Raw genomic sequence first — 20,892 nt, 5'->3', positions numbered from 1 at the left:
CATGAACCCGTACGTCGGCGTTGGGCAGGTGGCCCGGGACGAGCGCTTCGTCGGGCGCACTGACCTGCTCCGCCTGATCCGCGAGTCGTGGTCTGCGGCCCGCCCGGCCAACCTGAGCCTGCAGGGCAACCACCGCATGGGAAAAACTAGCCTGGCCCGCCGTGCGCAAAACCTTTTCGCCACTGGCAGCCGGGACCTGGTCGTCGTCTACCTCAGCGTGGGCACCTATGAGAGCGGGTCCGACGTGATCCGGGCGATGACCCGGGGCGCCCGACAGGAGATCCTCCTGGCGCTAGCCGATGACCTTCCGAAGTGGGTGGCGGAGCTACACGACATCGAGCTTTCCGTGCACGACTCCACCGAGTGGCTGGACCTCAAGGAGGGTGTCGAGACGTTCTTCGGGGTGCTGCACCGCGAAGGCATCCGGGTGGCGGCGATCCTGGACGAGTTCGACAAGGCGGAGGAGTCCTTCCAGCGGGTTGAGTTCCAGCTCCTGCGTGACCTGGTGAGCGAGAACTACTCCGTCGGGATGGCAACGCTGTCCCGCCGGTCAATCAAGTCGATCGAGCTAGCAGCCGTAGCTCACTCAACGCTGGACGGGGTGATGGGCGTACGCCGTTCGGTGGGGCCGTTCACCGAAGCCGAGCTGGACGAGCTGCTTGCGCGGGCGACGGCGATCGGGGTGCCGCTCGACAGGCTGCGCGCAGAGATCCAGCGGCTGTGCGGCAACCATCCGTATCTCGTCGAACTGTTGTGCCGTGAGCTGGTTGAGACCCACCGGCTCGGCGAGCTCGACCTCACGGCGGCCTGGGAGCAAGTCGAGGCCCAGTTCACCGACCAGTTCGCCCGATCCATCGGCAACTTGGACGCCGACACCGGCGAGCGCGGCTCCGACCTGCTTTACCAGGTGCTTACCCGCACACACCTCACAATCGAGCGGCACGACCTGCTGCGGCTGCGGAGGCTCGGCCTGATCCGCTCCGACGGCACCGCCGTCAGTCTCTTCTCCGTCGAATTCGCTCGGCACGTGCGCAGGGAGGCTCTCGACGGATCGATCCGTGGCTGGTGGATCGACCGCGACGCCGCGCTCCGCGCGCAGGTCCGGCAAGTGTTGGTCAGGACCTGGGGCGCAGGCTGGGCAGAGCAGCTGCCCGAGGGACGGTGCGGCCGATGGTACGCAGGCCTCGACGATTCCGCAGCGGGCGTGGGTGATCACCTCGACGCGCTCGACCGGTTCGACGCCGGGGAGCTGGCTGACCTCATCGTGACGCGGTGGCCGCTCTTCGAGCCGGAGCTGTGCGGCGACCCGGCCGCCTGGGCGGCCCGCCGTGACCTGCTGATCATCGCTCGTAAAGCGGCGCAGTCAGGCCTGATCCTCAACGATGGACTGCGCCGCCAAGCGCAGACCGTCCTCGATCCGCCAGCGACTGGCTGCTAGGTCAGGCCAGCAGTCGCAGCAGCGCAGCAGCTTCCGCATGCCGGTGCGCCCGGCGCAGCACCCGGATTCGCCGGCGCAGAGCGTCGGCGTCGAGCGCATTGCCCTGCCCGTTCAGGACCTGCGCGGCACCCTGGTAGTCGCCGGAGCGGCGCAAGATTCGCATGGCCGTTTCGGCTCGCTGCACTGCAGGCCTTGGCGATTCGTAAGCGCGGTTACACGCGATCGCCAGGTCGCCTGCGAGGTTGCGGCTCCGCTGCTGCGGCTCCGGCAGTTTCCTGGCCACCAGCCTGGTCTGCAGCTCCCGGTAGAGCGTGCTCATGTCGAGCAGTTCGGGGCCGTCGGCGATGCCATACTCCAGCAGGTCGACGAGCTCACCGGTGAACGCTGTGTAGGTCTCGCCCACTGGTGCCATCGCTACCGAGGTCTCCGCGCAGGCGGTGAGCACGTAGGCGCCGCTGACCTCGGCAGAGTCGACCAAGGCGGTGCCGGCCCTCCGGTCACCACCCATCTCGCCGTCCAGCGCCAGCGCTGAGTAACAGCAGTCAAGCACGACGATCCGGCGAGAGATACCCAGGGCCGGATTCACTAGCGCCGATCGGATCTGCTCGTACGCCAGTGCCTTGTACGAGAACTGCATACTCTCCCCGCCCGGCAACGCGAGCACCAGCCGGTCGGAGAGCGGATCGGACAGCCCGTGGCCCGCGTAGTAGACGAACAAGGTGTCGGTAGCCGCGTCGGCGGCGGTCCGCAGCGCCGTCATCACCGACTCGAGCGGATCCGGAACTCCCGTGACCTGCGGAATCAGGCACTGCTCAATCGGCAATCCCCAGACCGTAGGGTCGGTCATCAGCCGCCGCAGGGTGAGCAGGTTCTGCTCGACAGCCGGGATTTCGGGCAGCGTCTTGTAGTGAGGAGCACCGATCAATACCGCCCAAGACCGGGTCGGGTCAGCGAGTGTGCTCATCGGAACTCGCTACGAGCAGAGCACCAAGCGCCTTGATGATCTGCTCCGGATCGGTCTCGTCCTCGATCTCGAACCGTCCGGCCGGGACGATGATCACGACCACCGGCCTCCTGGCAGCGGGGGCCTGCTGCCGGATCGTCTGCCGGTAGGCCTTGATAGCCGTGACCAGACCCATCAATGCGATGCCGTTGCTCAGTACGACATTGATCACGTCGAGCAGGCCGGAGTTCATCTGCCCGGGGGCGACCTCGGCATGACCGATCTCGAGGGTTGCCTGTCGGCTGAGTGCGTGGTCCCGAGCCAGCCATCGGTAGAGCCCCGCGATTTCCTGACCGTCCCCTGTACGGATTTGCAGGTTCACTGATCACCTTCCTGGCCGACGGGTGGACGAGGTCGTAGGAAGCCAATGCTATCGCTGCCGGACCAGAGACCGGATTCAGCCGCCATCCACAATCCGACAGCCGAAGGGCATTGACGAGGCCCTGCATTTCGGCTGGATCAAGGGCGAGCCCGGGTGCGTTCGGGAAGGGCCTCGTAGTCACGGACGAGTTGTCGGTGCTGCGTCAGCCAGCCGAAGGTCCGTTCCACAACCCACCGCCGGGGCTGGACGTGGAAGCCTTCCCGGCATGGCGGTGTACGCGCTCGACGTCGATGCCGAGCCAGGCCGTGCGAAACCACTCCCGCAGCAAATCGTGAATCCGCTGCGTCGTCCCGTCGGCCTCCCACTTGGCGTAGTAGTCGTACACCGTCTTCGCCGGCGGGAAGTCGTGCGGCAGGTACTCTCACGCGATCCCGTCCTGGCCAAGTACAGGATCGCATTGACGATCTCCCGGAGATCATGCACCGGCCGGCTGATCCCCAAGCCCACCCGCGCTGCCCGCCACGCTGTCAGGACCGGCTCGATCAACGCCCACCGCTCATCCGACATGTCCGACCGATACCAACGCCGTTGCACGCCCACGCCGCGATCAACGAACCAACCCCACCACCGCTACGGCCGAACATGAGTCAGCTACTACACGGACCGGTAGCCTCTTGTACCACCAGCGCGGACGTGACCCAACCGGATGCGCGGGGCACTCCAAGCACGCCGCCACTGCCATGGCTCCGCCCTCCCGCCGCCTCACCCGCTTGGAAGATCGTCATGGTTGCGCGGCCGGAACGGGTGCAGCGAGTTCCCTTCCCAGCGAACTGACGGTGATCAGCCCCTCGTTTCGCCGGCTTGCCGGTGGTGTTGCTGCAACGATGCATGACGTGGGAACCGCGGAAACGAAGACGCCTGCCATCTCGCCCCTCGCCGGCGAGCCGATCAAGCGAGCTGAGGCTGAGCGACTCGCTGGAGTGCTGAAGGCATTCGCCGACCCGGCCCGGCTGCGACTGCTCAGCCTGATCCAGTCGGCCCCGGAGGGTGAGGCGTCCGTCAGTGACCTCACGGCGCCGCTCGGGCTCTCCCAGCCCACCGTGAGTCACCACCTTCGGATTCTCACCGAGGCCGGCCTGCTGGATCGCGAGAAGCGTGGCGTCTGGGCCTACTACCGTCTGGTGCCCTCGGCGATTGCCGCGGTCGCCGAGGTGTTGACCCCGCCACGCAAGCGGGCGACGAAGAAGACCCGCTGACGCAACATCAGACCTGGTCGACATCGCCTACGAGGCCGGCGAGATGGACCGCGGCGCCCACGACGAGGAACAACGACGTCGAGTACGCCACGGACGAAGTGAAGATCGTCGTCAGCACCCGAGAGGAACGAGACCCCGGCTCGAGCGCGGCGGCGCCCCGCCGCAGCCCGGATCTCGACCTCCCGGGCGGCAGGTCATGGTTTGCTCCGTCGACGTGCACGTGAGCACCGGCGGCGTGGACCTGGTCAATGGTCGGGAGTGTGCTGGTCGAGCTGGCGGCGCAGGGTGTCGGCGAAGCCCTCGGCGGTGGCCAGTTGCTCGCGCAGCGCGTTCACCCGGGCGGTCGCGACGGTGTGGAACATGCCGATCCGGTCGAGCAGGGCCGGCCGGTCGCTCTCGTCGGCGGTGGGCAGGGCGTCGAGGACGGCAAGCAGGTCGCGCATCTCGTCGAGGGTGAACCCGAGAGGCTTCATCCGCTTGACCACGGCGAGCCGGTCGAGATCCGGCTGGGTGTAGAGGCGGAACCCGCCCTCGCTGCGGGCGGACGGGACGATCAGTCCGGCGTCCTCGTAGTGCCGGATGGTCCGGATGCTGAGTCCGACGCGGTCGGCGGCCTCGCCGATCTGCATGAGCCGACCGGCGGACGGGTCGCAGCTCTGCTGCGACCCGGCGCCCCGCATGGTGCCCGGCATCAGTGGCCCCCGCTGAGGGTGCCGGCGAGGGTGCCGTGGATGGCGGCACTGCCCTTGTTCAGTTCGATGATCTCGACGGTCTTGCCCCGGGCGGCGTACTTGGTGGTGATCGCGTCGAGGGCGGCGACCGACGAGGCGTCCCAGACGTGGGCGTGGGTCATGTCGATGACCACGTTCTGCGGGTCGTTCGTGTAGTCGAACTGGTAGACCAGGTCGTTGCTGGAGGCGAAGAACAGCTCGCCGTGCACGGAGTAGATGCGGGTGCCTCCGTCGGGGTCCAGGACGCTGGTGACTTCGACGAGGTGGGCGACCCGGCGGGCGAAGATGACCATGGCGGTGAGGACGCCGATGATCACACCGATGGCCAGGTTGTGGGTGGCGAGTACCGCGCCGACGGTGGTGACCATGACCAGGGTCTCGCCCAGCGGCATCCGCTTCAGGGTGGTCGGGGCGACGGAGTGCCAGTCGAAGGTCGACACCGCCACGATGATCATCACGGCGACCAGGGCGGCCATCGGGATGACCGCGACCACGTCGCCGAGGCTGACCACCAGGATGAGCAGGAAGACGCCGGACAGGAACGTCGACAGGCGGGTCCGGGCGCCGGACGCCTTCACGTTGATCATCGTCTGGCCGATCATGGCGCAGCCGCCCATGCCGCCGAAGAAACCGGTGACGATGTTGGCGACGCCCTGGCCCCAGGACTCGCGGGTCTTGTTGGAGTGGGTGTCGGTGATGTCGTCGACCAGCTTGGCGGTCATCAGCGACTCCATCAGCCCGACCAGCGCCACCCCGAGCGCGTAGGGGGCGATGAGGGCCAGGGTGTCCGTGGTCCACGGGATCTGCGGCAGGCCGAGGGTCGGCAGGCTGTTCGGCAGTTCGCCCTGGTCGCCGACGGTGGGCACGGCCACGGCGGCGATCACGGTGATCATGGTGAGCACGACGATCGCGACCAGCGGGGCCGGGACGGCCTTGGTGAGCCGGGGGAGCCCGACCATGATCGCGAGGGCGAGGGCGACGAGCGGGTACACCAGCCACGGCACGCCGAGCAGGTGCGGGACCTGTGCGGCGAAGATCAGGATGGCCAGGGCGTTGACGAAGCCGACCATCACGCTGCGCGGAACGAACCGCATCAGCTTCGCCACCCCGAGCACCGCGAGCAGCACCTGGATGGCACCGCCGAGGATCACGGCGGCGATCAGGTAGTCGAGCCCGTGTTCCTTGGCCAGTGGGGCGACGATCAGCGCGATCGCGCCGGTCGCGGCGGAGATCATCGCCGGTCGTCCGCCGCAGATCGAGATGACCACGGCCATGGTGAAGGAGGCGAACAGTCCGACCCGGGGATCGACCCCGGCCAGGATCGAGAAGCTGATCGCCTCCGGGATCAGGGCCAGGGCGACGACCAGACCGGCGAGGACCTCGGTACGGAACACCTTCGGCGACAGCCAGGACGGGCGGGATAGACGCGATCGGTTGACCGCGGACAGCACAGAAGACATACAGCCGTTTCCGTTCGGGGTGCACGCGCCGGGCGCACACAGGCTGCCGTGCCCGCCAGGGGTACGGCGCTTGACGTTCACATCAGTACCGGTCGTACGTTGCCGGACGATTTCCGGGCATCGTCGCCCGCAAGAAGACCGCGAGGGGCCAGTAGCCGCACCTCGACGACTGCCCCGACCCTACCGTCCGGTGAGGGTAGAGTTCGCCTTTCGTGATGGTCGTCACCGAAGGTGTCGCAGTCGATGCTCCCGCCTCGCTGACCACCGTCGCTGTCGCCCCACACCACCCTTCCCGCCGCGGGTGCCCAGCGGCCGGTCCGGCTCGCCTCGCAGCCGAACGGCGGGACAGCGGTAGTGGCCGCGACCTCGACGAGAAGCACACCGATGGACAGGAACGCGACGACCGCCGGGTGGTACCGCTGCCCGGGGGCATTGACCAGGCCGTACGGCAGGGCGGTGGAGGCCAGCGCAACCCCGACGCGAGATTCCTCGACCGGACAGGCTCCGACACGAAACTGTCATGGGTAGCCGCAGACTTCGAGGGCATGTCTACCGGGGACGACGTCGCCTGCAGGGAGGAGGTCATGAACCGTGACGGCGGCGATGAACACCCGCGTGGTCGGTCCTGACCGCTGGCGTTCACGTCCTGAGCCCCACAGGTCGGAGGGTGCCGCCACGGCAACGCCTGCGGCCGGCCACGGCCGAATCGAGAAGAACCAACCACGTCGACGCGACAACGAAAGGGGACGACCCATGCCGAACGTTCAGCAGCCCGAGATGCGCCGTAGCGGCGAGACCCGCCTGGTGCAGGACAGCGACGGCCCCCAGGGCGGGACCGGCAAGAGCCCGCGGGCCGAGCACCGCACCGTCCCCCCGGAGCAGCAGTCCCCGTACGGCCCCGGCGTCACCGCGGGCAACTCGCACCAGGAGCCCACGGGCCGCGAGGCCGAAGGCGAATAGCGCTGCGCTCCGGCTGGCCGGCTGACACCGCCTCATGGCGAGCGACCGAGCCGGCGGGACCGCAGGGATCCGCCGTGGGTGCTGCCTGCCTGCGCTGCCGTGGAGGTGTCCAGCGCGTTGGCGGGGTCATCGCGGACCGCGCGCCGCGGTGACCCCGCAGGCACCGTGGGACTGCTCGCCACCTTTCCGGACAGGGTGGTCGTTCCTTGTCTCACACGAGCTGCCGCTGGCGAAGGCGCCCGACGCGTACGGGCGTCTCGGCCGGTGCGAACAGGGCTGGACCAAGGTTGTGCTGCACCCGGCGCGGAGTCGCGGCGCGAGATGAGTGCGTGTGCGGATGGCAGGCGCAGCCCGGGGCGACCAGAATCCTCCCATGCGAACGCGAATCATGATCGCCCTGGCCGCGGTCGGCCTTGGTGGGCTGGTGGCCACCACCGGTTGCTCGTTCCAGGAGAGCATCTGCCCCGGCGGTGAGTACCCGGCCATCGCGGTCGGCGCGCAGGGCGGCTCCTCCTGCTTCCCGGACGGGCAGGAGCCGACCCCGCCGTACGTCCGCTATCCGGAGGGCAAGGTCCCGCGGCACGTCGACGACGAGTGGGACGTCTACTGGCGCAGCCACGGCATCGACGAGAACAACAACATCATCGAGACCTGAGGCGCTTACCCGAAGAATCCTCACCCGGGCCGGGCCGACACGCCCTCGGGAATGATCGGTGTGGGAACTGTCCAGGTATGTTGTGGCAGATCCGCGACGGTGACGAGTGGAGTCGCGGTGGCGCGGCGGTCAGTGCGTCCGGGTCTCCCAGACCGGCCGCCGGGGCTCGTCGTTGTGCACGATGAAGTCGACGTGATCGGTCGGGCGGACCGTGGCGAAGTAGAGCTGTTGGGCGGGATGTAACGCTCGCGCCAGCGCCGTTCGACTTCCGCCCGGGACGACACCTGGCGCTCCCGGATCACCGCCCGATCCACGGTCGTCTCGAGCGCGGTCGACACGAGGATGCGCAGATCCCACCGATCGATCAGTTCCGGGCGCATGAGGAAGACGCCGTCGAAGACCAGCACGGCGTCGGCGGGGGCAGTCGTGACCGGCGGGGACAGCACGGTATCCGCGGTGCGGTCGTAGACCGCGTATTGGCAGCGTCGATCTCCGCCCGGGCCGAGCGGATCCAGCAGAACCCGGTTCAGCGCGTCGTGGTCGTGGGTGTCGAAGTAGCAGCCTTCGGCCGAGTACTCGCCGCGCGGATAGCGCTGTGCCCGAGGGAAGAGGAAATCGTCGATCGTCGCGCGGATGACGTCGCGGCCCTGGGCGCGCAGGAGGACGGCCAGTTCGTCGGCGAGCGTGGTCTTTCCTGTCGCGGGCGGGCCATCGACGGCAACCCGCGTCGGGTGTGCGACGGAGACGGCACCGACTGCCTCAGCCAGGCGGCCGAGCAACTCGTCGCGAGTGCCCAGGTCCACGTCCTGCCCCCTCCTCGAACCGTTCGGCGGCCGCCGGTCCGTCCACTCGCGGCCGGCGGGCGACCGGACGAGAATCCCAGCCGGAGGGTACGGCGCAATGCGGCACAGATCTCGTCGAGCACCTCTGCCGGTACCGGCGTCCTCGTGGTCGGGTCGACGAGGTTGCGGAGAAGCTCGCTCGTGCTCTGCTGGAGCTCCCGACCGAGTTCGTTGCGTTCCGTGCGGATCCGGTAGCGACGGCTGACCGTCGCGAGCAGCAAGCATGCGGCAATGCCGACCCCGATCATGAACCTCGGCGCCACCCGTCCGGCCGGAACGCCCGTCGCCACCTGCTGGATGCAGAACACCACCAGCGACACCGGCGGCAAGAGGGCCAAGGAGGTGACTACGACCAGCCACCGGCGTTCCCGGCCGAGTGCGGCCCGCCAACCGCCGTCGTCGAAGGTGGCGAGCCGACGACCGATGCGGTTCACCCGCAACAGTCTGATACGCATCGCCTCGCGCGAACGCAGGTCGGGTGGGACGGATCCGGTCAGCATGGCCTTGGCCCGAGCCACCACCGTCCGATAGCGGACCTTCGGGGTCAGACGGTTGTAGCTGCCGGCGGCGTATCGCGAGAGGTACCAGCCTGCCAGCCCCACGCCGACCAGTACCCAGAAAAGACCCTGTGCGCCACGTCCGCCGCCGGCGTCGCTGGTCAGGTTGACCCCGTACGAGACGGGAACCTGAGCGACGACGGTGGCCAGGGGAATCGCCGCCGCCGACACCCAACGATCTTGCGGGATGCCGTGCCACCGACGCTCCAGACGCCACAGCACGGGCAGCCGGGCAAGCCATCGTGCCAGTTCGGCCGCGCAGAGCAGCACCATCACCAGCGCCGCGGCCATCGTGGAGATCGTCAGATACTGGATGACCAACACACCAGCCGTTCCCGTCAGAGCGGCCCCTCGGCGGGCCGTGCCACAGCGTGGTGCAGCGTAATCAATCGACGACCCCGGGTGAAACACGTCCATGGCGGTGTCTGCGACGCCTGCCGCCCACGACGGAGGAGGGGTCCCTCATTCCTTGCCGCCGACCGCCGGTCGACCCGTGGCGGACCATCTCGATGACGCACGTTCCGTCCTTGGGTTGAACAACTCGTCGTCGTTCGGCAGTTCTGCGGACAGCGCCTGAACTCCTGGGCAGACCGGCCTCTCCGATGAGTTCCAAGAGCAGGAACCGCGCGGTATTCGATCTCCTGGCCGCACTCGTCGAGCAACTCCGGACATGTTGCTGAGTCATGTCCGGCAGCAGCGCGAACCCGCCCTCCGATGCCTGCTAATCCCGGCTCCGAATGATGGTCAAGACGCGGTCGAGGCCTCCGGTCGCCATGCGAAAGGCGCTTGTGCGTGTTAGCTTCACATTGGCAATATCATTAACGAAAGGGGGCTGTTGCACCTCTCCCACTCCAGCCGCAAAGCCGAAAAGGAGGACCGCGTGAACCATCCGCCGATCGTGCCGACCGAGGACTGGCCAGCCGCGCTGAACACCTGGCGTTTGGCAGGAGACCTGGAAGAACTCGCCAGAGCGCTGGCCGCAGGCCCAGCCCTGCCGGTGGTGGCGCCTGCGCGACGAGTACGACGTGCCCAGGGCCCCGTCAGCACAGTCGACACGCCGGTCGCTGAGCTGCTCTTCCAGCCGGAGGACGCGACGCCGTTCAGCACCGACGTGGCGACCTTGAAGCCGTGGAGCCAGGCGCTGGCGTGTTTGCAGTCGGCCACCAAATGCTGGCTGTCGACGGTGCGACCCGACGGTCATCCGCACGCCGCGCCAGTGCTGCCGGTGCTGGTGGACGGGGTGCCGTGCGTCGCGAGCCGTCCGAACACCCGCAAGAGTCGAAACCTGGCCCGGAACCCGCACAGTGTCATCATGGTCGGCAACGAGGACCTCGACCTGGTGGTGAAGGGTGAAGCTCGCCAGGTCTCCGGCGACACCATGCTGCGTCGGGTGGCCGCCGCCTTCGAGAAGAAGTACAGCTGGTCGTTCGACATCCGTGACGGCCGGGTCTACGACGATAGCCTGCCCGGATCGCCCCAGTACGCCTTCTACCAGATCTGCCCGGTCCAGGCCTTCGGCTACGGCGCGGACGGGATGACCGCGACCCGGTGGCGGTTCGATCGCGCCGCTGGCCGGCGGTAGAGATCATTCCGTGACGGACCACCAGCGGCAATGCGGCATGGCCGCGTGGACCTGAATCTGCTGAATTCAAAACTTGATCACGAGCCCGCTCATGTCGCAGGCCTTAATTTGGCGGATCGGTGAGGGCGGCGGGCGTCCGAAATTACCAAAGAACAGTTGTTTGAAATGCCGTCCGACGGGTAGGAGGAGCGACGCTCTGGGCGTACGCCTCGATTGATTCGGCTTTTGGTTTCGTGCCCGGCAGTGCCGATCTTCCGGAGCGACGGAATCCCTCGAAAAACTGTGCCCAGCCCTCGGGGCGCGAGTCGGGCAGAAGTCGAAACTATTTACGTCAACCGGCCGCCGCACTCGTCGACGGGTAGGTGGTCGAGACACTCCCCGTCTGCTGGTTGAGGGCGGGGAGTGTCCGTCGTGCCGCTCCGGGTGGAGAGCCCACCACACGCTTGAACGCTCGGGCGAACGCGGCCTCGGAGCGGTAGCCGAAGCGGTTGGCGAGTTCGGCCACGGTGGCGCCCTCGTCGCGTAGCGCCACTGCGGCCAGGTGCATCCGCCAGCGGGTCACGTAGCTCATCGCGGGTTCGCCGACCAGTTCGGTGAAACGTGCGGCGAAGGCTGAGCGCGACATCGGGATCTGGTCGGCGAGCGAGGCGACGGTCCAGTTCCGGCCAGGCTCGCGGTGGACGAGGGAGATCGCGCGGCCGATCAGTGGGTCCCGGAGGGCCCCGAGCCAGCCGGACCGGGCGGCTGGGTCGTTCTCCAGCCATGCGCGAAGCGCCTGTACGACGAGCACGTCGGAGAGGCGGGTGATCACCGTCTCGCCGCCGGGGCGCAGGCCGTCGGCCTCGACCGCCATCAGTCGCAGGGTGGACCGGATCCAGTCGAGTCGGGCAGGATCCGTCGCCGGGTCGAGGACGAGGATCCGTGGCAGCAGGGCCAGCAGCCGTCCTGTCGCCGGGTGGTCGGAGCGTACGGCTCCGCAGACCATGTCGATGCGCTCGCCGCCGCCGCCGTGACGGAGGATCTCGTAGCGCTCGCCGAGCCGTTCGCGCTTGAGCGCGAAGATGCTCGGTGTCGGCGCGTCGGGTTCGCTGCGCAGCCGGTGGCCCTGGCCGTGGGGGACGAGGGCCAACTCGCTTCCGGTGAGGCGTTGCGACTGCGCCCCCGGGGCGTCGAGCCAGCAGCTCCCACGCGTGATGACGTGGAACCAGAGGTGGCCCCTGAGCGGCGGAAGCTCGAGCCCGAACGGGGCGGTGAACTCCGAACGGCAGTAGAACGCGCCCCGCAGCTCGAGGAGGTGCAGCGCCTCGCCGAGCGGGTCGGCGGCCGGGGGCCAGGGGGCACGTTCGTCAGGCATGCGGCAAGTGTGCCAGGAGCGACGCGCTGAAGATCCAGGTCGGCCGGACGAAAGAGCATGTACGGAGGACAGGAAGTCATAGCCAGTCCCCGAAGGCCAGCGGATGCTGGACGCATGGCAAGACACGCCGACTGGGAGGAACTGACATGATCACCGTGATGGGGGCGACCGGGAACACCGGACGTAAGGTCACCGAGCTGCTGCTCGAAGCCGGCGAGGAGGTCCGCGCGCTCGGCCGCTCCCCGGAGAAGCTCGCCGAGTTGGCCGCGCTGGGAGCCGCGACGGTCGTCGGCGACGTCCGCGATGCCGACCACCTGGCGAGCGCCTTCGCCGGTGCCGACGCGGTCTACACGCTCACCGCCTTCGACCCGACCCTGCCCGACTACCACGCCGACCAGGACCGACGCGGGGAGGCCATCGTCTCGGCGATCCGCAGGAGCGGCGTACGCCACGTGGTCGCGCTCAGCTCGATCGGCGCGGAGCTGGCGGACGGTAACGGGTTCATCGCCAGCCTGCACCGGCAGGAGCAGCGGCTGCGGACACTCCTCGGTGTCGACGTCCTGCTCCTGCGTCCCGGTGCCTTCTTCGAGGGCTTCTACCCGGCGCTGGAGACGATCCGCCACGAGGGAGTCGTCGCCGACTCCGTCGCGCCCGACGCGAAGGTACCGATGATCGCCACCGCCGACGTCGCGGTCGTGGCCGCCGGGGCGCTGCGCGAGCGGAACTGGAGCGGCGTCGTGGTCCGCGAGCTGATCGGCCCCCGCGACCTGACGTACGCAGAGGTGGCGACCGCGATCGGTACGGCGATCGGCCGACCGGACCTTCGGTACGTCCAGCTGCCCGACGAGGAGATGGCGGCGATCCTCACCGGGACCGTCGGGTTCTCGCCCGACTTCGCCGCCCTGCTCGTCGAGTTCAACCAGGCGCTCAGCGCCGGTCGACTGCACCCGCTCGAAGGCCGCAACGAGGGCAACACGACCCCGACCCGGTTCGAGGAGTTCGCCGCCACACTGGCGCACGCCTACGCGGCGGCGGTGTGACCCGCGCCGCCGCCGCGCAACTCGCCGCCCAGATGCGTGCCGCCGCAGCCCCGCAGGCCGCCGTGCCGCATCCGGTGCGCGTCGGTCAGCGACCAGCCGGCTGCACGGCAGGCCGGGCGGTCGCCCGGAGGCTGTCCGCGACGATCCGGAGGAACTGGTCCCGGACTGCCGCCTCTCGCCAGTAGAAGTGCCCGCCAGGTAGCCGGTGCATCTGGAACGGGCCGGTGGTGTGCCGACACCACTCGGCCAGCAGCTCGACCGGAATCGCGTCGTCGGCGCCACCCACCACGCTGAACGCCTGGTCAAGCGCTTCGCCCAGAGTGCCCCGGTAGGTCTCGAAGATCTGGAAGTCGGCGCGGTGGTATGGCAGCACCAGCTCCAGCAGGTCCGGCTCGTCGCGGATCGCCGCCGGCAGCCCGCCGTACTGCCGCTCGATCTCGGTCAGCAGCTCCGTGTCCGGGAGCAGGTGCAGTGGCGCGCGGGTGACCACGTGGTGCGGCGGCGTACAGGCGGACAGGATGAGCTGCTCGGGCTGCTCCCGGCCCCGCTCGCGCAGTGCCTTTGCGGTCTCGTACGCCACCAACGCGCCGAGGCTGTGCCCCAGGAACGCGAACCGGCCGGTGAACTCGGTCTCCGCCAACAACGTCGTCACCAGCTCCGACATCGCGGTGAGCGGCGCGCGTTCCAGGTGGCCGCCCCGACCCGGCAACTGGATCCCCCACACCTCCACGTCCGGCAGGACATCCAGCAGGCGGACGTACTCCCCGGCGGACCCGCCGCTGTGCGGGAAGCAGTACAGCCGCACCGGCGCTTCCGGCCGCGCCATCCGGCCCACCAGCCACGCAGACGTGGAGCGGGGCCGGTGCGGGACTGCGGCGTGCCGGGCGACGGAGGTCGAACTGCGCAGCTCCCGCAACCGGCGCGGCCGCATGTCGACCCATACCTCGGCGACGTGTGCAAGGCACTCGGCCTTCGCCCCGGTGACCCCGGTCGGCGTCCAGCCGCTCGGTGGCGTCCGGTCCTGCGGCCACAACGAGTAGTGGCCGTCGTCGTTGCGCACCACCGCGTACCGCCGGTCGTCGTCATCCTCGAACATCGTTGCCTCCTGCCGGGTCCGCGGTACGGGTGGCGTCGCGTCGCCCGTCGACCAGCTCGGCCAGTCGGGCGACGGTGGGCGCGGTGAAGATGTCTCGGGCCGACACGGTGACCTCGAACTCGTTGCGGAGCCAGGCCGCCAGTCGGATGGCGATCAGGGAGTCGCCGCCCAGGTCGAAGAAGTTGGCGTACGCCGGAACCCTGGACACGCCGAGGATCTCGGTGAACCCGGCCGACACCCGTGCCCCGGTCGGCGTCAGCGGAGGGGAATCGATGTCCTCGCCGGGACCCGGGGCGAGATCGGGGCTCGGCAGGTCGCCACAGACGATCCGGGCCCCCTCGGACGCCGGGGCGGCATGGTCCGGCTCGGTCGCCCGCTCGACCAGGTAACGCTGCCGCTGGAACGGGTAGAGGGGCAGCTTGACCCGCTGGCGTCGCTCCCCGGCGTGCAACGCCGCCCAGTCCAGCTGCACCCCGCAGCTCCACAGCCGGCCCGCCGCGGTCAGCGCGGTGGCGAGGTCGGATACCGGGTCGGCGGGGTGTGGCAGGGAATGCGCCACCGCGATCGCCCGGTGGGCCGCCGGGTGCTGACGGGCCAGGGTGGTGAGGACCCGGCCGGGGCCGACCTCCAGCAGCAGCCGGGGAGAGTCGGCCAGGACCGTGTCGAGGGCGGTGCCGAACCGGACCGGTCGGCGTAGGTGCGCCGACCAGTACGTCGGGTCGGTGAGTTGCTCGGTGCTCGCCCAGGTGCCGGTCATGTCGGACAGGAACGGCACGGTCGGCGGGGCTAGCCGGAGCTGACGCACGGCCGCTTCGAACTCCGCCAGGACCGGTTCCACCAGAGCGGAGTGCCCGGCCGTGGCGATCCGCAGCAACCGGGCGTCGACGCCGCGCCCGGTCAGCTGCCGGTGGAACTCGTCGACCAGGCCGGCTGGCCCGGAGACCGTGGTCCGGTCCGGTCCGTTGACTGCGGCGACCGAGAGCCCGGCGGGGAGCAGTGGCAGCAGGTCCGCCTCGGGCAGCTCGACGGCGAGCATGGCGCCGGTCGGCAGCCCCTGGAGCAGGCGTCCCCGGTTGACCACCAGACGCACCGCGTCCGGAAGGTCGAGGACACCGGCGACGCACGCCGCGGCGTACGCGCCGAGGCTGTGGCCCACGACGGCGGCGGGTCGTACCCCCCAGAAGCGCCAGAGCTGGGCCAGGGCGTACTCGACGACGAACACCGCGGGCTGGCTCACCGCGATCGTGTCCAGCCGGCGCTGCGCCTCCGCCCGGTCGTCCGGGTACAGCACGTCGCGCAGGTCCAGCCCCAGGTCCGGGGCGGCCAGCTCGCAGCACTCGTCGAGGTGGCGGCGGAACTCGGGCTCGTGGGTGTACAGCTCCCGCGCCATGTCGAGATGCTGGCCGCCCTGCCCGGGGAACATGAAGACCACCGACGGCCGCTCGGTCGCCGTGCCGTCACCGAGCCGTTCGGCGGCGTCGGCGAATCCCGACGCGGCGTCGCCGGTGTCGCCGTGGACCGCGAAGCGACGCAGCGGGTGGGCGGCCCTCCCGACCTGGAGCGTCCAGGCGATGTCAGCCAGCGGTGTGTCCCCGGCGGTGGCCAACCGGTCAGCGAGCGCCTGCCCGAGCGCGTCCAGGGCGGTGCGGTCCCGGGCGCTGACCGGCAGCAGCTGCCACGGGCGTCCGGGGTCGGTGCGGCCCCGGACCGGCGGCTGCTCCAGCACCGCGTGCGCGTTGGTGCCGCCGATGCCGAGCGCGTTCACGCCGGCCCGGCGCGGACCCGTCGAGTGCCAGTCGGTCAGCTTGTCGACCACCCGGAAGGGGCTGCTCGCGAAATCGATCTCCGGGTTGGGCTGGTCGAAGTGAAGGCTGGGCGGAATGGTGCCGGTTTCCACCGTGAGGGCCGCTTTGACGAACGCGGTGACGCCGGCGGCGGCGTCGGTGTGGCCGACGTTGGTCTTGACCGAGCCGACGCCGCACCAGCCGGTGTCCTTCGCCTGCCCGGCGCGGAAGGCACGGGTCAGAGCCAGGATCTCGATCGGATCGCCGAGCGGGGTGCCGGTGCCGTGCGCCTCGATGTAGCCCACGGTGGCCGGCTCCACCTGTGCCACCAGGTGGGCGGCGCGGATCACCCGGGCCTGGCCGTCGACGCTCGGCGCGGTGAAGCCGATCTTGGCGCCGCCGTCGTTGTTGACCGCGGTACCGCGCAGCACGGCGTGTACGTGGTCACCGTCGGCCAGCGCGTCGGCCAGCGGCTTCAGCACCACCAGCGCCACCGCGCTGCCGCCGAGAGCCCCCGTGGCCCCCGCGTCGAAGGCCCGCAGGTGCCCGTCCGGGGCCAGGATCCCGCCCTCGGTGTAACCACCCCGGGGCGGCGGGACGTGCAACGTGGCGCCGCCGGCGAGAGCCATGTCGCACTCGCCACTGAGCACCGCCTGCGCGGCGACGTGGATGGCGACCAGGGAGGTCGAGCACGCGGTCTGCACCGACACGGCCGGCCCTCGGAGCCCGAGCTTGTGAGCGGCCCGGGTGGCCAGGAAGTCGGGGCCGGTCGCCAGCCGGATCTGCCAGTCGTCGACGAAGGGCATCGCGTGGCGCTGGGAGCGCACCGCCTCCGCGTACCGGGTGGTACTGCCGCCGGCGTAGACGCCGATCGCGCCGGGGTAGCGGGCCGGGTCGTAGCCGGCGTCCTCCAACGCGTGGTAGGCGCACTCCAGGAAGAGCCGGTGCTGTGGGTCGAGGACCAGGGCCTCCTGCGGGGGGTATCCGAAGAACCGGGCGTCGAAGAGGTCGCCGTCGTCCAGTACGCCGTAGGCGTCCACCGGCCGGCCGTCGCCGGTCGGTTCGGAGAGGATCCGCACCGATTCCACTCCAGCACAGAGGTTGTTCCAGAAGGTCGGCACGTCGACGGCGCCGGGGAACCGGCCCGCCATCCCGACCACCGCCAGGAAGCCGCTGTCGTCGTACGCCTCGCCCGTCATGCCGTCTCCTTCTCACCGGCCGCTGCCACCTCGGCCGCGGCCTGGCGGCGCAGCGACGAGGCCCGCCGCATCCGGGGTGGGCCGCTGCGCCGCTCGGCGCCGGCCTCCAGCCCGCCGCCGTCCGTCCCGGTGGGCCCGGCCACCGGTGCCGCCGGTGGCTCCACCGCACCGTCGGCCGACAGGTGGCGGGCCAGAGCCCGGATGGTCGGGTGTTCGAAGAGCGACAGCAGGGGTACGCGGTGGCCCAGCTCGCGGACCAGTCGCCGGTGTACCTGCGCGAGCAGCATGGAGTGGCCGCCGAGGTCGAAGAAGCTGTCGTCCAGCCCGACCCGCTCGACGTTCAGCGCCTCGCTCCACAGGGTGGCGAGCTGGCGCTCCAACTGCGTGCCGGGGGTGACGAAGGTCGTCGCCGTGGCGACGTCGGCGGGACCCGGGGGCGGCAGGGCGGCCCGGTCGACCTTGCCGTTGGCGTTGAGCGGCAGCCCGGGCAGCGCCAGGTAGCTGCGCGGCACCAGGTAGGCCGGTAGGGACCGGGTCATGAAGAGCCGGAGCGCGGCCGGGGTCGGCGGCGCGGCCGGATCCCGGGCGACCAGGTACGCGACCAGCTCGTGCTCGCCCCGCTCGGAGGTGACCACGCCGACGTGGGCGGCGACGACGTCCGGGTGGTTGGTCAGCGCTGCGGCGGCCTCGCTCGGCTCGACCCGGTTGCCACGGATCTTGACCTGGTCGTCGCGCCGCCCGACGAACGCGATGCTCCCGTCGGGCAGCCACCTGCCCAGGTCGCCGCTGCGGTAGAGGCGAGCACCGGGTAGGGCGGAGAACGGGTCGGGCACGAACCGGTCGGCGGTCAGGTCGGGCCGGCCGAGGTAGCCCCGCCCGACCCCCGGCCCGCCCAGGTACAGCTCGCCGACCTCACCGGGGGAGACTGGCCGCAGCTCCGTGTCGAGGATGTGGACGTCCGCGTGGGGCAGCGGCTGGCCGATCGACGGCGGCTCGGTCGATCCGGTCGCCGGCTCCACCGGCCCCGAGGTGACGATGACCGTGGTCTCGGTGGGGCCGTAGTTGTTGACCACCTGGAAGGGAAGCTCGGCGTCGGGCCGGACGTGCAGGCTCTCGCCCCCGACGAGCAGGTGGCGCAGCGCCGTGTGGCGTGGCCACCGGGACTGGACGAGCCGCTGTCCCAACGCCGTCGTCACGAACAGGACGGTGATCTGCTGGTCGACGATCCAGTCCCGTAGCCCGTCCTCGGCGAGCACCACCTCGCGGTCCGCCACGCAGAGGCAGGCGCCGGCGGCCAGGGTGGGCCAGATGTCCCACATGGACGCGTCGAAGCCGGGCGAGGCGACCAGCGCCACCCGGTCCTGCGGGCCGAGGCTGAACGCGTCCCTGTCCCACCGGACGAAGGTGGCCAACGAGTGATGCTCGATCATCACCCCCTTGGGGACGCCCGTCGAGCCGGAGGTGTAGACGACGAAGGCGATGTCCTCCGGCTCCGGCCCGACGGGCGGCTCGGCTGGGGCGGGGACGGTGCCGGCGGCAGTCGGGACGACCGCCTCCACACCGTCCCCGGCGAGGCTCCCGGCCAGCTCACTCGTGGTGAGCACCATCGACGCCGCGGCCAGGCCGAGGGTCCGACGGATCCGCTCGACGGGATGGGCCGGGTCGAACGGGAGGTAGGCCGCACCGGACCGGAAGACGCCGACGGCGGCGGCGACCAGCTCGGCCCCACGGGGAAGGCAGACCGCCACCGTGTCGCCCGGGCCGAGGCCGCGCCCGCGTACCAGCGCGGCGATCCGCTTCCCAGCCTGGTCGAGCTGACCGTAGGTCGTCACCTGGCCCAGGTGCCGGACCGCTGGCCGGTCTGGAGCGGCCCGTACCTGCGCATCGAACATCTCGTGCGCCAGCGGCGCGGGATGCGCCGGCTTCGTCCGGTCGGCGTGGTTCACGGATCCTCCCCCATGGACAGGTCACGGACGATTCGGTCGGGCCCGCCAGCACCGGGGTGGTGCCGGCGGGCGATGAGCTCACACCGAGGTGGGGTCGGGCCGGACATCTTCCTGCGGCTCGGCGGGCGCGGACTCGGCCGGGGCGGCGCCGGTCAGGCCCTTCGGCGCACCGAACAGGGCGACGAGCACGGTCACGGCGGTGACCACGGAGGCCACCAGGAAGGCCAGCTGAAGACCCTCGGCGAAGGACGTCTTGACGATCGAGTCGAGCAGGTTCCCGGCCAGCCCGGGCAGGTCGGCCGCCTCACCCCGGGACAGCTTGTCGACGGCATCCGAGAGCGGCGGGCCGGTCAGTCCGGCGTCGGCGAGCCGCCCGCGCAGCCCGTCGAGGAAGGTGCTCGCCTGAAGCGTGCCGAGCGCCGCGATGCCGACCACCGTGCCGAACTGCAGCGACGTCTCGATCGTGCCGGAGGCTGCGCCGGCCCGCTCCGGCTCCACGGCGCCGAGCGCGACGTGCGTGTTGGGTGGCAGGGCCAGGCCCAACCCGACCCCGACCAGGGCGACCGCCCACCAGAACTGCACGTAGCGGCTGTCGGTGCCGAGGAGCGACAGGCTGAACAGGCCGCCGGCCCCGAGTGCCAGGCCGACGCTGATCAGCGCGCGGCTGCCGAGGCGCCCGGCGAGCTGCCCCGCCAACGGGGCCATGAACATCATGCCCAGCGCGGCCGGGAGGAAGCCCAGTCCCGCGCCGAGCGCGCTGTACCCGAGGACCTGCTGGAGATACTGCGACAGGAAGAAGAAGGCCGCGGAGAGCGCGAAGCCGAGGACGAAGTTGATCACATTGGCGGCGGCGAACGGCACCGACCGGAAGAGCCGGACCGGCATCATCGGGTGGCTGCTGCGCAACTCGACGAACACGAACGCGACCGCCGCGACGACGGCGGTCACGAACGATCCGATGATCACCGGAGAGGTCCAGCCCATGCTGTTGCCCTCGATGACGCCGAAGGCGACGCTGAAGGCCGCGCCGGCCCCGAGCAGCAGGCCGAGGAAGTCGATCCGGCCCTCCCGGTTCGGTGTGGTCCGGGGCAGCGTGATCACGGTGAGGGCCAGCACGAGGGCACCGAGCGGCAGGTTCACCAGGAAGATCAGGCGCCAGCCGGAGATGTGGACGAGCCAGCCGCCGAAGACCGGGCCCAGGGCGATCGCGGCACCACTGAGGCCGCTCCAGATACCCAGCAGCTTGGCCCGGCGCTCCGGCTCGGGCGCGATCACGGCGATCAGGGCCATGCTGGACGGCACCAGCATCGCCGCAGCCGTGCCCTGAACCGCCCGACCGGCGATCAACAGGCCGGTGTCAGGGGCGAAGGCGCACAGCGCCGAGCCCACCATGAACAGCGTCAGGCTCAACACCAGGCCGGTGCGGTGCCCGAGCCGGTCGCCGATGAGGCCGCCCACCAGGACCAGGCTGGCGAAGCAGAGGGTGTACGCGTCGAAGACCCACTGGATGGCCGAGATGGAGGCTGTGAGGTCTAGACGGATGGCGGGCGTGGCCACGGCACTGATCGACAGGTCGATCATTGCGAGGAAGGCGGCAGCGAACACCGCCACCAGGGCGAGAACCGCGGTCGTACGGTTCGGCCTAGCCTCAACGGCTGTCATCTCTG

The 20,892-nt window shown here is 70.2% G+C and carries 16 protein-coding genes and 3 pseudogenes; 6 read left to right on the top strand and 13 right to left on the bottom strand.

The window, feature by feature from the left end:
- Position 1: 1 nt before the first annotated feature.
- Complete coding sequence (locus KBX06_RS21190; protein ID WP_247686392.1) at positions 2-1,438, top strand: ATP-binding protein; 1,437 nt, start codon at positions 2-4, stop codon at positions 1,436-1,438.
- Between the two features lies 1 nt (position 1,439).
- Here the strand turns inward: KBX06_RS21190 and KBX06_RS21185 are convergent, their stop codons facing one another.
- The 5 genes and pseudogenes from KBX06_RS21185 to KBX06_RS27950 all read right to left on the bottom strand — a co-directional run.
- The gene (locus KBX06_RS21185) at positions 1,440-2,402 is read right to left on the bottom strand and encodes a caspase family protein (RefSeq protein ID WP_210837803.1); all 963 of its coding nucleotides are present in this window, start codon (positions 2,400-2,402) and stop codon (positions 1,440-1,442) included.
- Positions 2,386-2,763: a hypothetical protein gene (locus tag KBX06_RS21180; RefSeq protein WP_210837801.1), complete on the bottom strand. Its 378-nt coding sequence runs from the start codon at positions 2,761-2,763 to the stop codon at positions 2,386-2,388. The genes KBX06_RS21185 and KBX06_RS21180 overlap by 17 nt, the downstream gene beginning before the upstream one ends.
- 137 nt (positions 2,764-2,900) lie before the next feature.
- Positions 2,901-3,023 (bottom strand): annotated as a pseudogene (locus KBX06_RS27960) (transposase); the annotation flags it as partial.
- On the bottom strand, positions 2,966-3,148 hold the full coding sequence (locus KBX06_RS27955) for a hypothetical protein (RefSeq protein ID WP_247686415.1): 183 nt from the start codon (positions 3,146-3,148) through the stop codon (positions 2,966-2,968). The gene KBX06_RS27955 and the pseudogene KBX06_RS27960, both read right to left, overlap by 58 nt.
- A 98-nt stretch (positions 3,149-3,246) precedes the next feature.
- A pseudogene (locus KBX06_RS27950) lies at positions 3,247-3,330 on the bottom strand (IS5/IS1182 family transposase); the annotation flags it as partial.
- A gap of 317 nt (positions 3,331-3,647) precedes the next feature.
- On the opposite strand from KBX06_RS27950, the gene KBX06_RS21170 reads away from it, so the two are divergent.
- Positions 3,648-4,019 (top strand): helix-turn-helix transcriptional regulator, encoded by a 372-nt coding sequence (locus KBX06_RS21170; protein ID WP_210837934.1) that lies wholly within the window; start codon positions 3,648-3,650, stop codon positions 4,017-4,019.
- Positions 4,020-4,264: 245 nt separating this feature from the next.
- Here KBX06_RS21170 and KBX06_RS21165 read toward each other — a convergent pair whose 3' ends face one another.
- On the bottom strand, positions 4,265-4,711 hold the full coding sequence (locus KBX06_RS21165; protein WP_210837799.1) for a MerR family transcriptional regulator: 447 nt from the start codon (positions 4,709-4,711) through the stop codon (positions 4,265-4,267).
- Positions 4,711-6,210 (bottom strand): SulP family inorganic anion transporter, encoded by a 1,500-nt coding sequence (locus KBX06_RS21160; RefSeq protein WP_210837797.1) that lies wholly within the window; start codon positions 6,208-6,210, stop codon positions 4,711-4,713. Before KBX06_RS21160 ends, KBX06_RS21165 begins: the two co-directional genes overlap by 1 nt.
- 753 nt (positions 6,211-6,963) lie before the next feature.
- On the opposite strand from KBX06_RS21160, the gene KBX06_RS21155 reads away from it, so the two are divergent.
- Positions 6,964-7,170 carry a hypothetical protein gene (locus KBX06_RS21155; protein WP_210837795.1) on the top strand — a complete coding sequence of 69 codons (207 nt, stop codon included), beginning with the start codon at positions 6,964-6,966 and terminating at the stop codon, positions 7,168-7,170.
- Between the two features lie 373 nt (positions 7,171-7,543).
- Positions 7,544-7,825, top strand: coding sequence for an SCO0607 family lipoprotein (locus KBX06_RS21150; protein WP_210837793.1), 282 nt, complete (start codon positions 7,544-7,546; stop codon positions 7,823-7,825).
- Positions 7,826-7,954: 129 nt separating this feature from the next.
- Here the strand turns inward: KBX06_RS21150 and KBX06_RS21145 are convergent.
- A pseudogene (locus KBX06_RS21145) lies at positions 7,955-8,628 on the bottom strand (uridylate kinase).
- A gap of 1,476 nt (positions 8,629-10,104) precedes the next feature.
- On the opposite strand from KBX06_RS21145, the gene KBX06_RS21140 reads away from it, so the two are divergent.
- Positions 10,105-10,806 (top strand): pyridoxamine 5'-phosphate oxidase family protein, encoded by a 702-nt coding sequence (locus tag KBX06_RS21140; RefSeq protein WP_307854706.1) that lies wholly within the window; start codon positions 10,105-10,107, stop codon positions 10,804-10,806.
- 331 nt (positions 10,807-11,137) lie between these two features.
- Here KBX06_RS21140 and KBX06_RS21135 read toward each other — a convergent pair whose 3' ends face one another.
- Positions 11,138-12,160, bottom strand: coding sequence for an AraC family transcriptional regulator (locus tag KBX06_RS21135; protein ID WP_210837791.1), 1,023 nt, complete (start codon positions 12,158-12,160; stop codon positions 11,138-11,140).
- A gap of 146 nt (positions 12,161-12,306) precedes the next feature.
- Between KBX06_RS21135 and KBX06_RS21130 the strand changes: the two genes are divergently transcribed.
- On the top strand, positions 12,307-13,200 hold the full coding sequence (locus KBX06_RS21130) for an NAD(P)H-binding protein (RefSeq protein ID WP_210837789.1): 894 nt from the start codon (positions 12,307-12,309) through the stop codon (positions 13,198-13,200).
- A gap of 85 nt (positions 13,201-13,285) precedes the next feature.
- On the opposite strand, the gene KBX06_RS21125 is transcribed toward KBX06_RS21130, so the two are convergent.
- The 4 genes from KBX06_RS21125 to KBX06_RS21110 all read right to left on the bottom strand — a co-directional run bounded on the left by KBX06_RS21125 (position 13,286) and on the right by KBX06_RS21110 (position 20,887).
- Positions 13,286-14,296, bottom strand: a complete 1,011-nt coding sequence (locus tag KBX06_RS21125) for a thioesterase domain-containing protein (RefSeq protein WP_210837786.1) — start codon at positions 14,294-14,296, stop codon at positions 13,286-13,288.
- A complete protein-coding gene (locus KBX06_RS21120) occupies positions 14,283-17,279 on the bottom strand; it encodes a type I polyketide synthase (RefSeq protein ID WP_210837784.1) in 2,997 nt (998 codons plus the stop codon). Before KBX06_RS21120 ends, KBX06_RS21125 begins: the two co-directional genes overlap by 14 nt.
- Positions 17,276-19,225 (bottom strand): non-ribosomal peptide synthetase, encoded by a 1,950-nt coding sequence (locus KBX06_RS21115; protein ID WP_210837782.1) that lies wholly within the window; start codon positions 19,223-19,225, stop codon positions 17,276-17,278. Before KBX06_RS21115 ends, KBX06_RS21120 begins: the two co-directional genes overlap by 4 nt.
- A 78-nt stretch (positions 19,226-19,303) precedes the next feature.
- The gene (locus KBX06_RS21110) at positions 19,304-20,887 is read right to left on the bottom strand and encodes an MFS transporter (RefSeq protein WP_210837780.1); all 1,584 of its coding nucleotides are present in this window, start codon (positions 20,885-20,887) and stop codon (positions 19,304-19,306) included.
- Between the last annotated feature and the right edge of the window lie 5 nt (positions 20,888-20,892).

This window comes from Micromonospora sp. C31 (genome assembly GCF_018070575.1).
Lineage (GTDB): Bacteria > Actinomycetota > Actinomycetes > Mycobacteriales > Micromonosporaceae > Micromonospora.
This window is presented reverse-complemented; position numbering and strand designations above follow the sequence as displayed.

Coding starts and splice junctions, on each gene's coding strand:
- KBX06_RS21190 (WP_247686392.1), top strand. CDS start 2: ATGAACCCGTACGTCGGCGTTGGGCAGGTGGCCCGGGACGAGCGCTTC.
- KBX06_RS21185 (WP_210837803.1), bottom strand. CDS start 2,402: ATGAGCACACTCGCTGACCCGACCCGGTCTTGGGCGGTATTGATCGGT.
- KBX06_RS21170 (WP_210837934.1), top strand. CDS start 3,648: ATGCATGACGTGGGAACCGCGGAAACGAAGACGCCTGCCATCTCGCCC.
- KBX06_RS21165 (WP_210837799.1), bottom strand. CDS start 4,711: ATGCCGGGCACCATGCGGGGCGCCGGGTCGCAGCAGAGCTGCGACCCG.
- KBX06_RS21160 (WP_210837797.1), bottom strand. CDS start 6,210: ATGTCTTCTGTGCTGTCCGCGGTCAACCGATCGCGTCTATCCCGCCCG.
- KBX06_RS21155 (WP_210837795.1), top strand. CDS start 6,964: ATGCCGAACGTTCAGCAGCCCGAGATGCGCCGTAGCGGCGAGACCCGC.
- KBX06_RS21150 (WP_210837793.1), top strand. CDS start 7,544: ATGCGAACGCGAATCATGATCGCCCTGGCCGCGGTCGGCCTTGGTGGG.
- KBX06_RS21135 (WP_210837791.1), bottom strand. CDS start 12,160: ATGCCTGACGAACGTGCCCCCTGGCCCCCGGCCGCCGACCCGCTCGGC.
- KBX06_RS21130 (WP_210837789.1), top strand. CDS start 12,307: ATGATCACCGTGATGGGGGCGACCGGGAACACCGGACGTAAGGTCACC.
- KBX06_RS21125 (WP_210837786.1), bottom strand. CDS start 14,296: ATGTTCGAGGATGACGACGACCGGCGGTACGCGGTGGTGCGCAACGAC.
- KBX06_RS21120 (WP_210837784.1), bottom strand. CDS start 17,279: ATGACGGGCGAGGCGTACGACGACAGCGGCTTCCTGGCGGTGGTCGGG.
- KBX06_RS21110 (WP_210837780.1), bottom strand. CDS start 20,887: ATGACAGCCGTTGAGGCTAGGCCGAACCGTACGACCGCGGTTCTCGCC.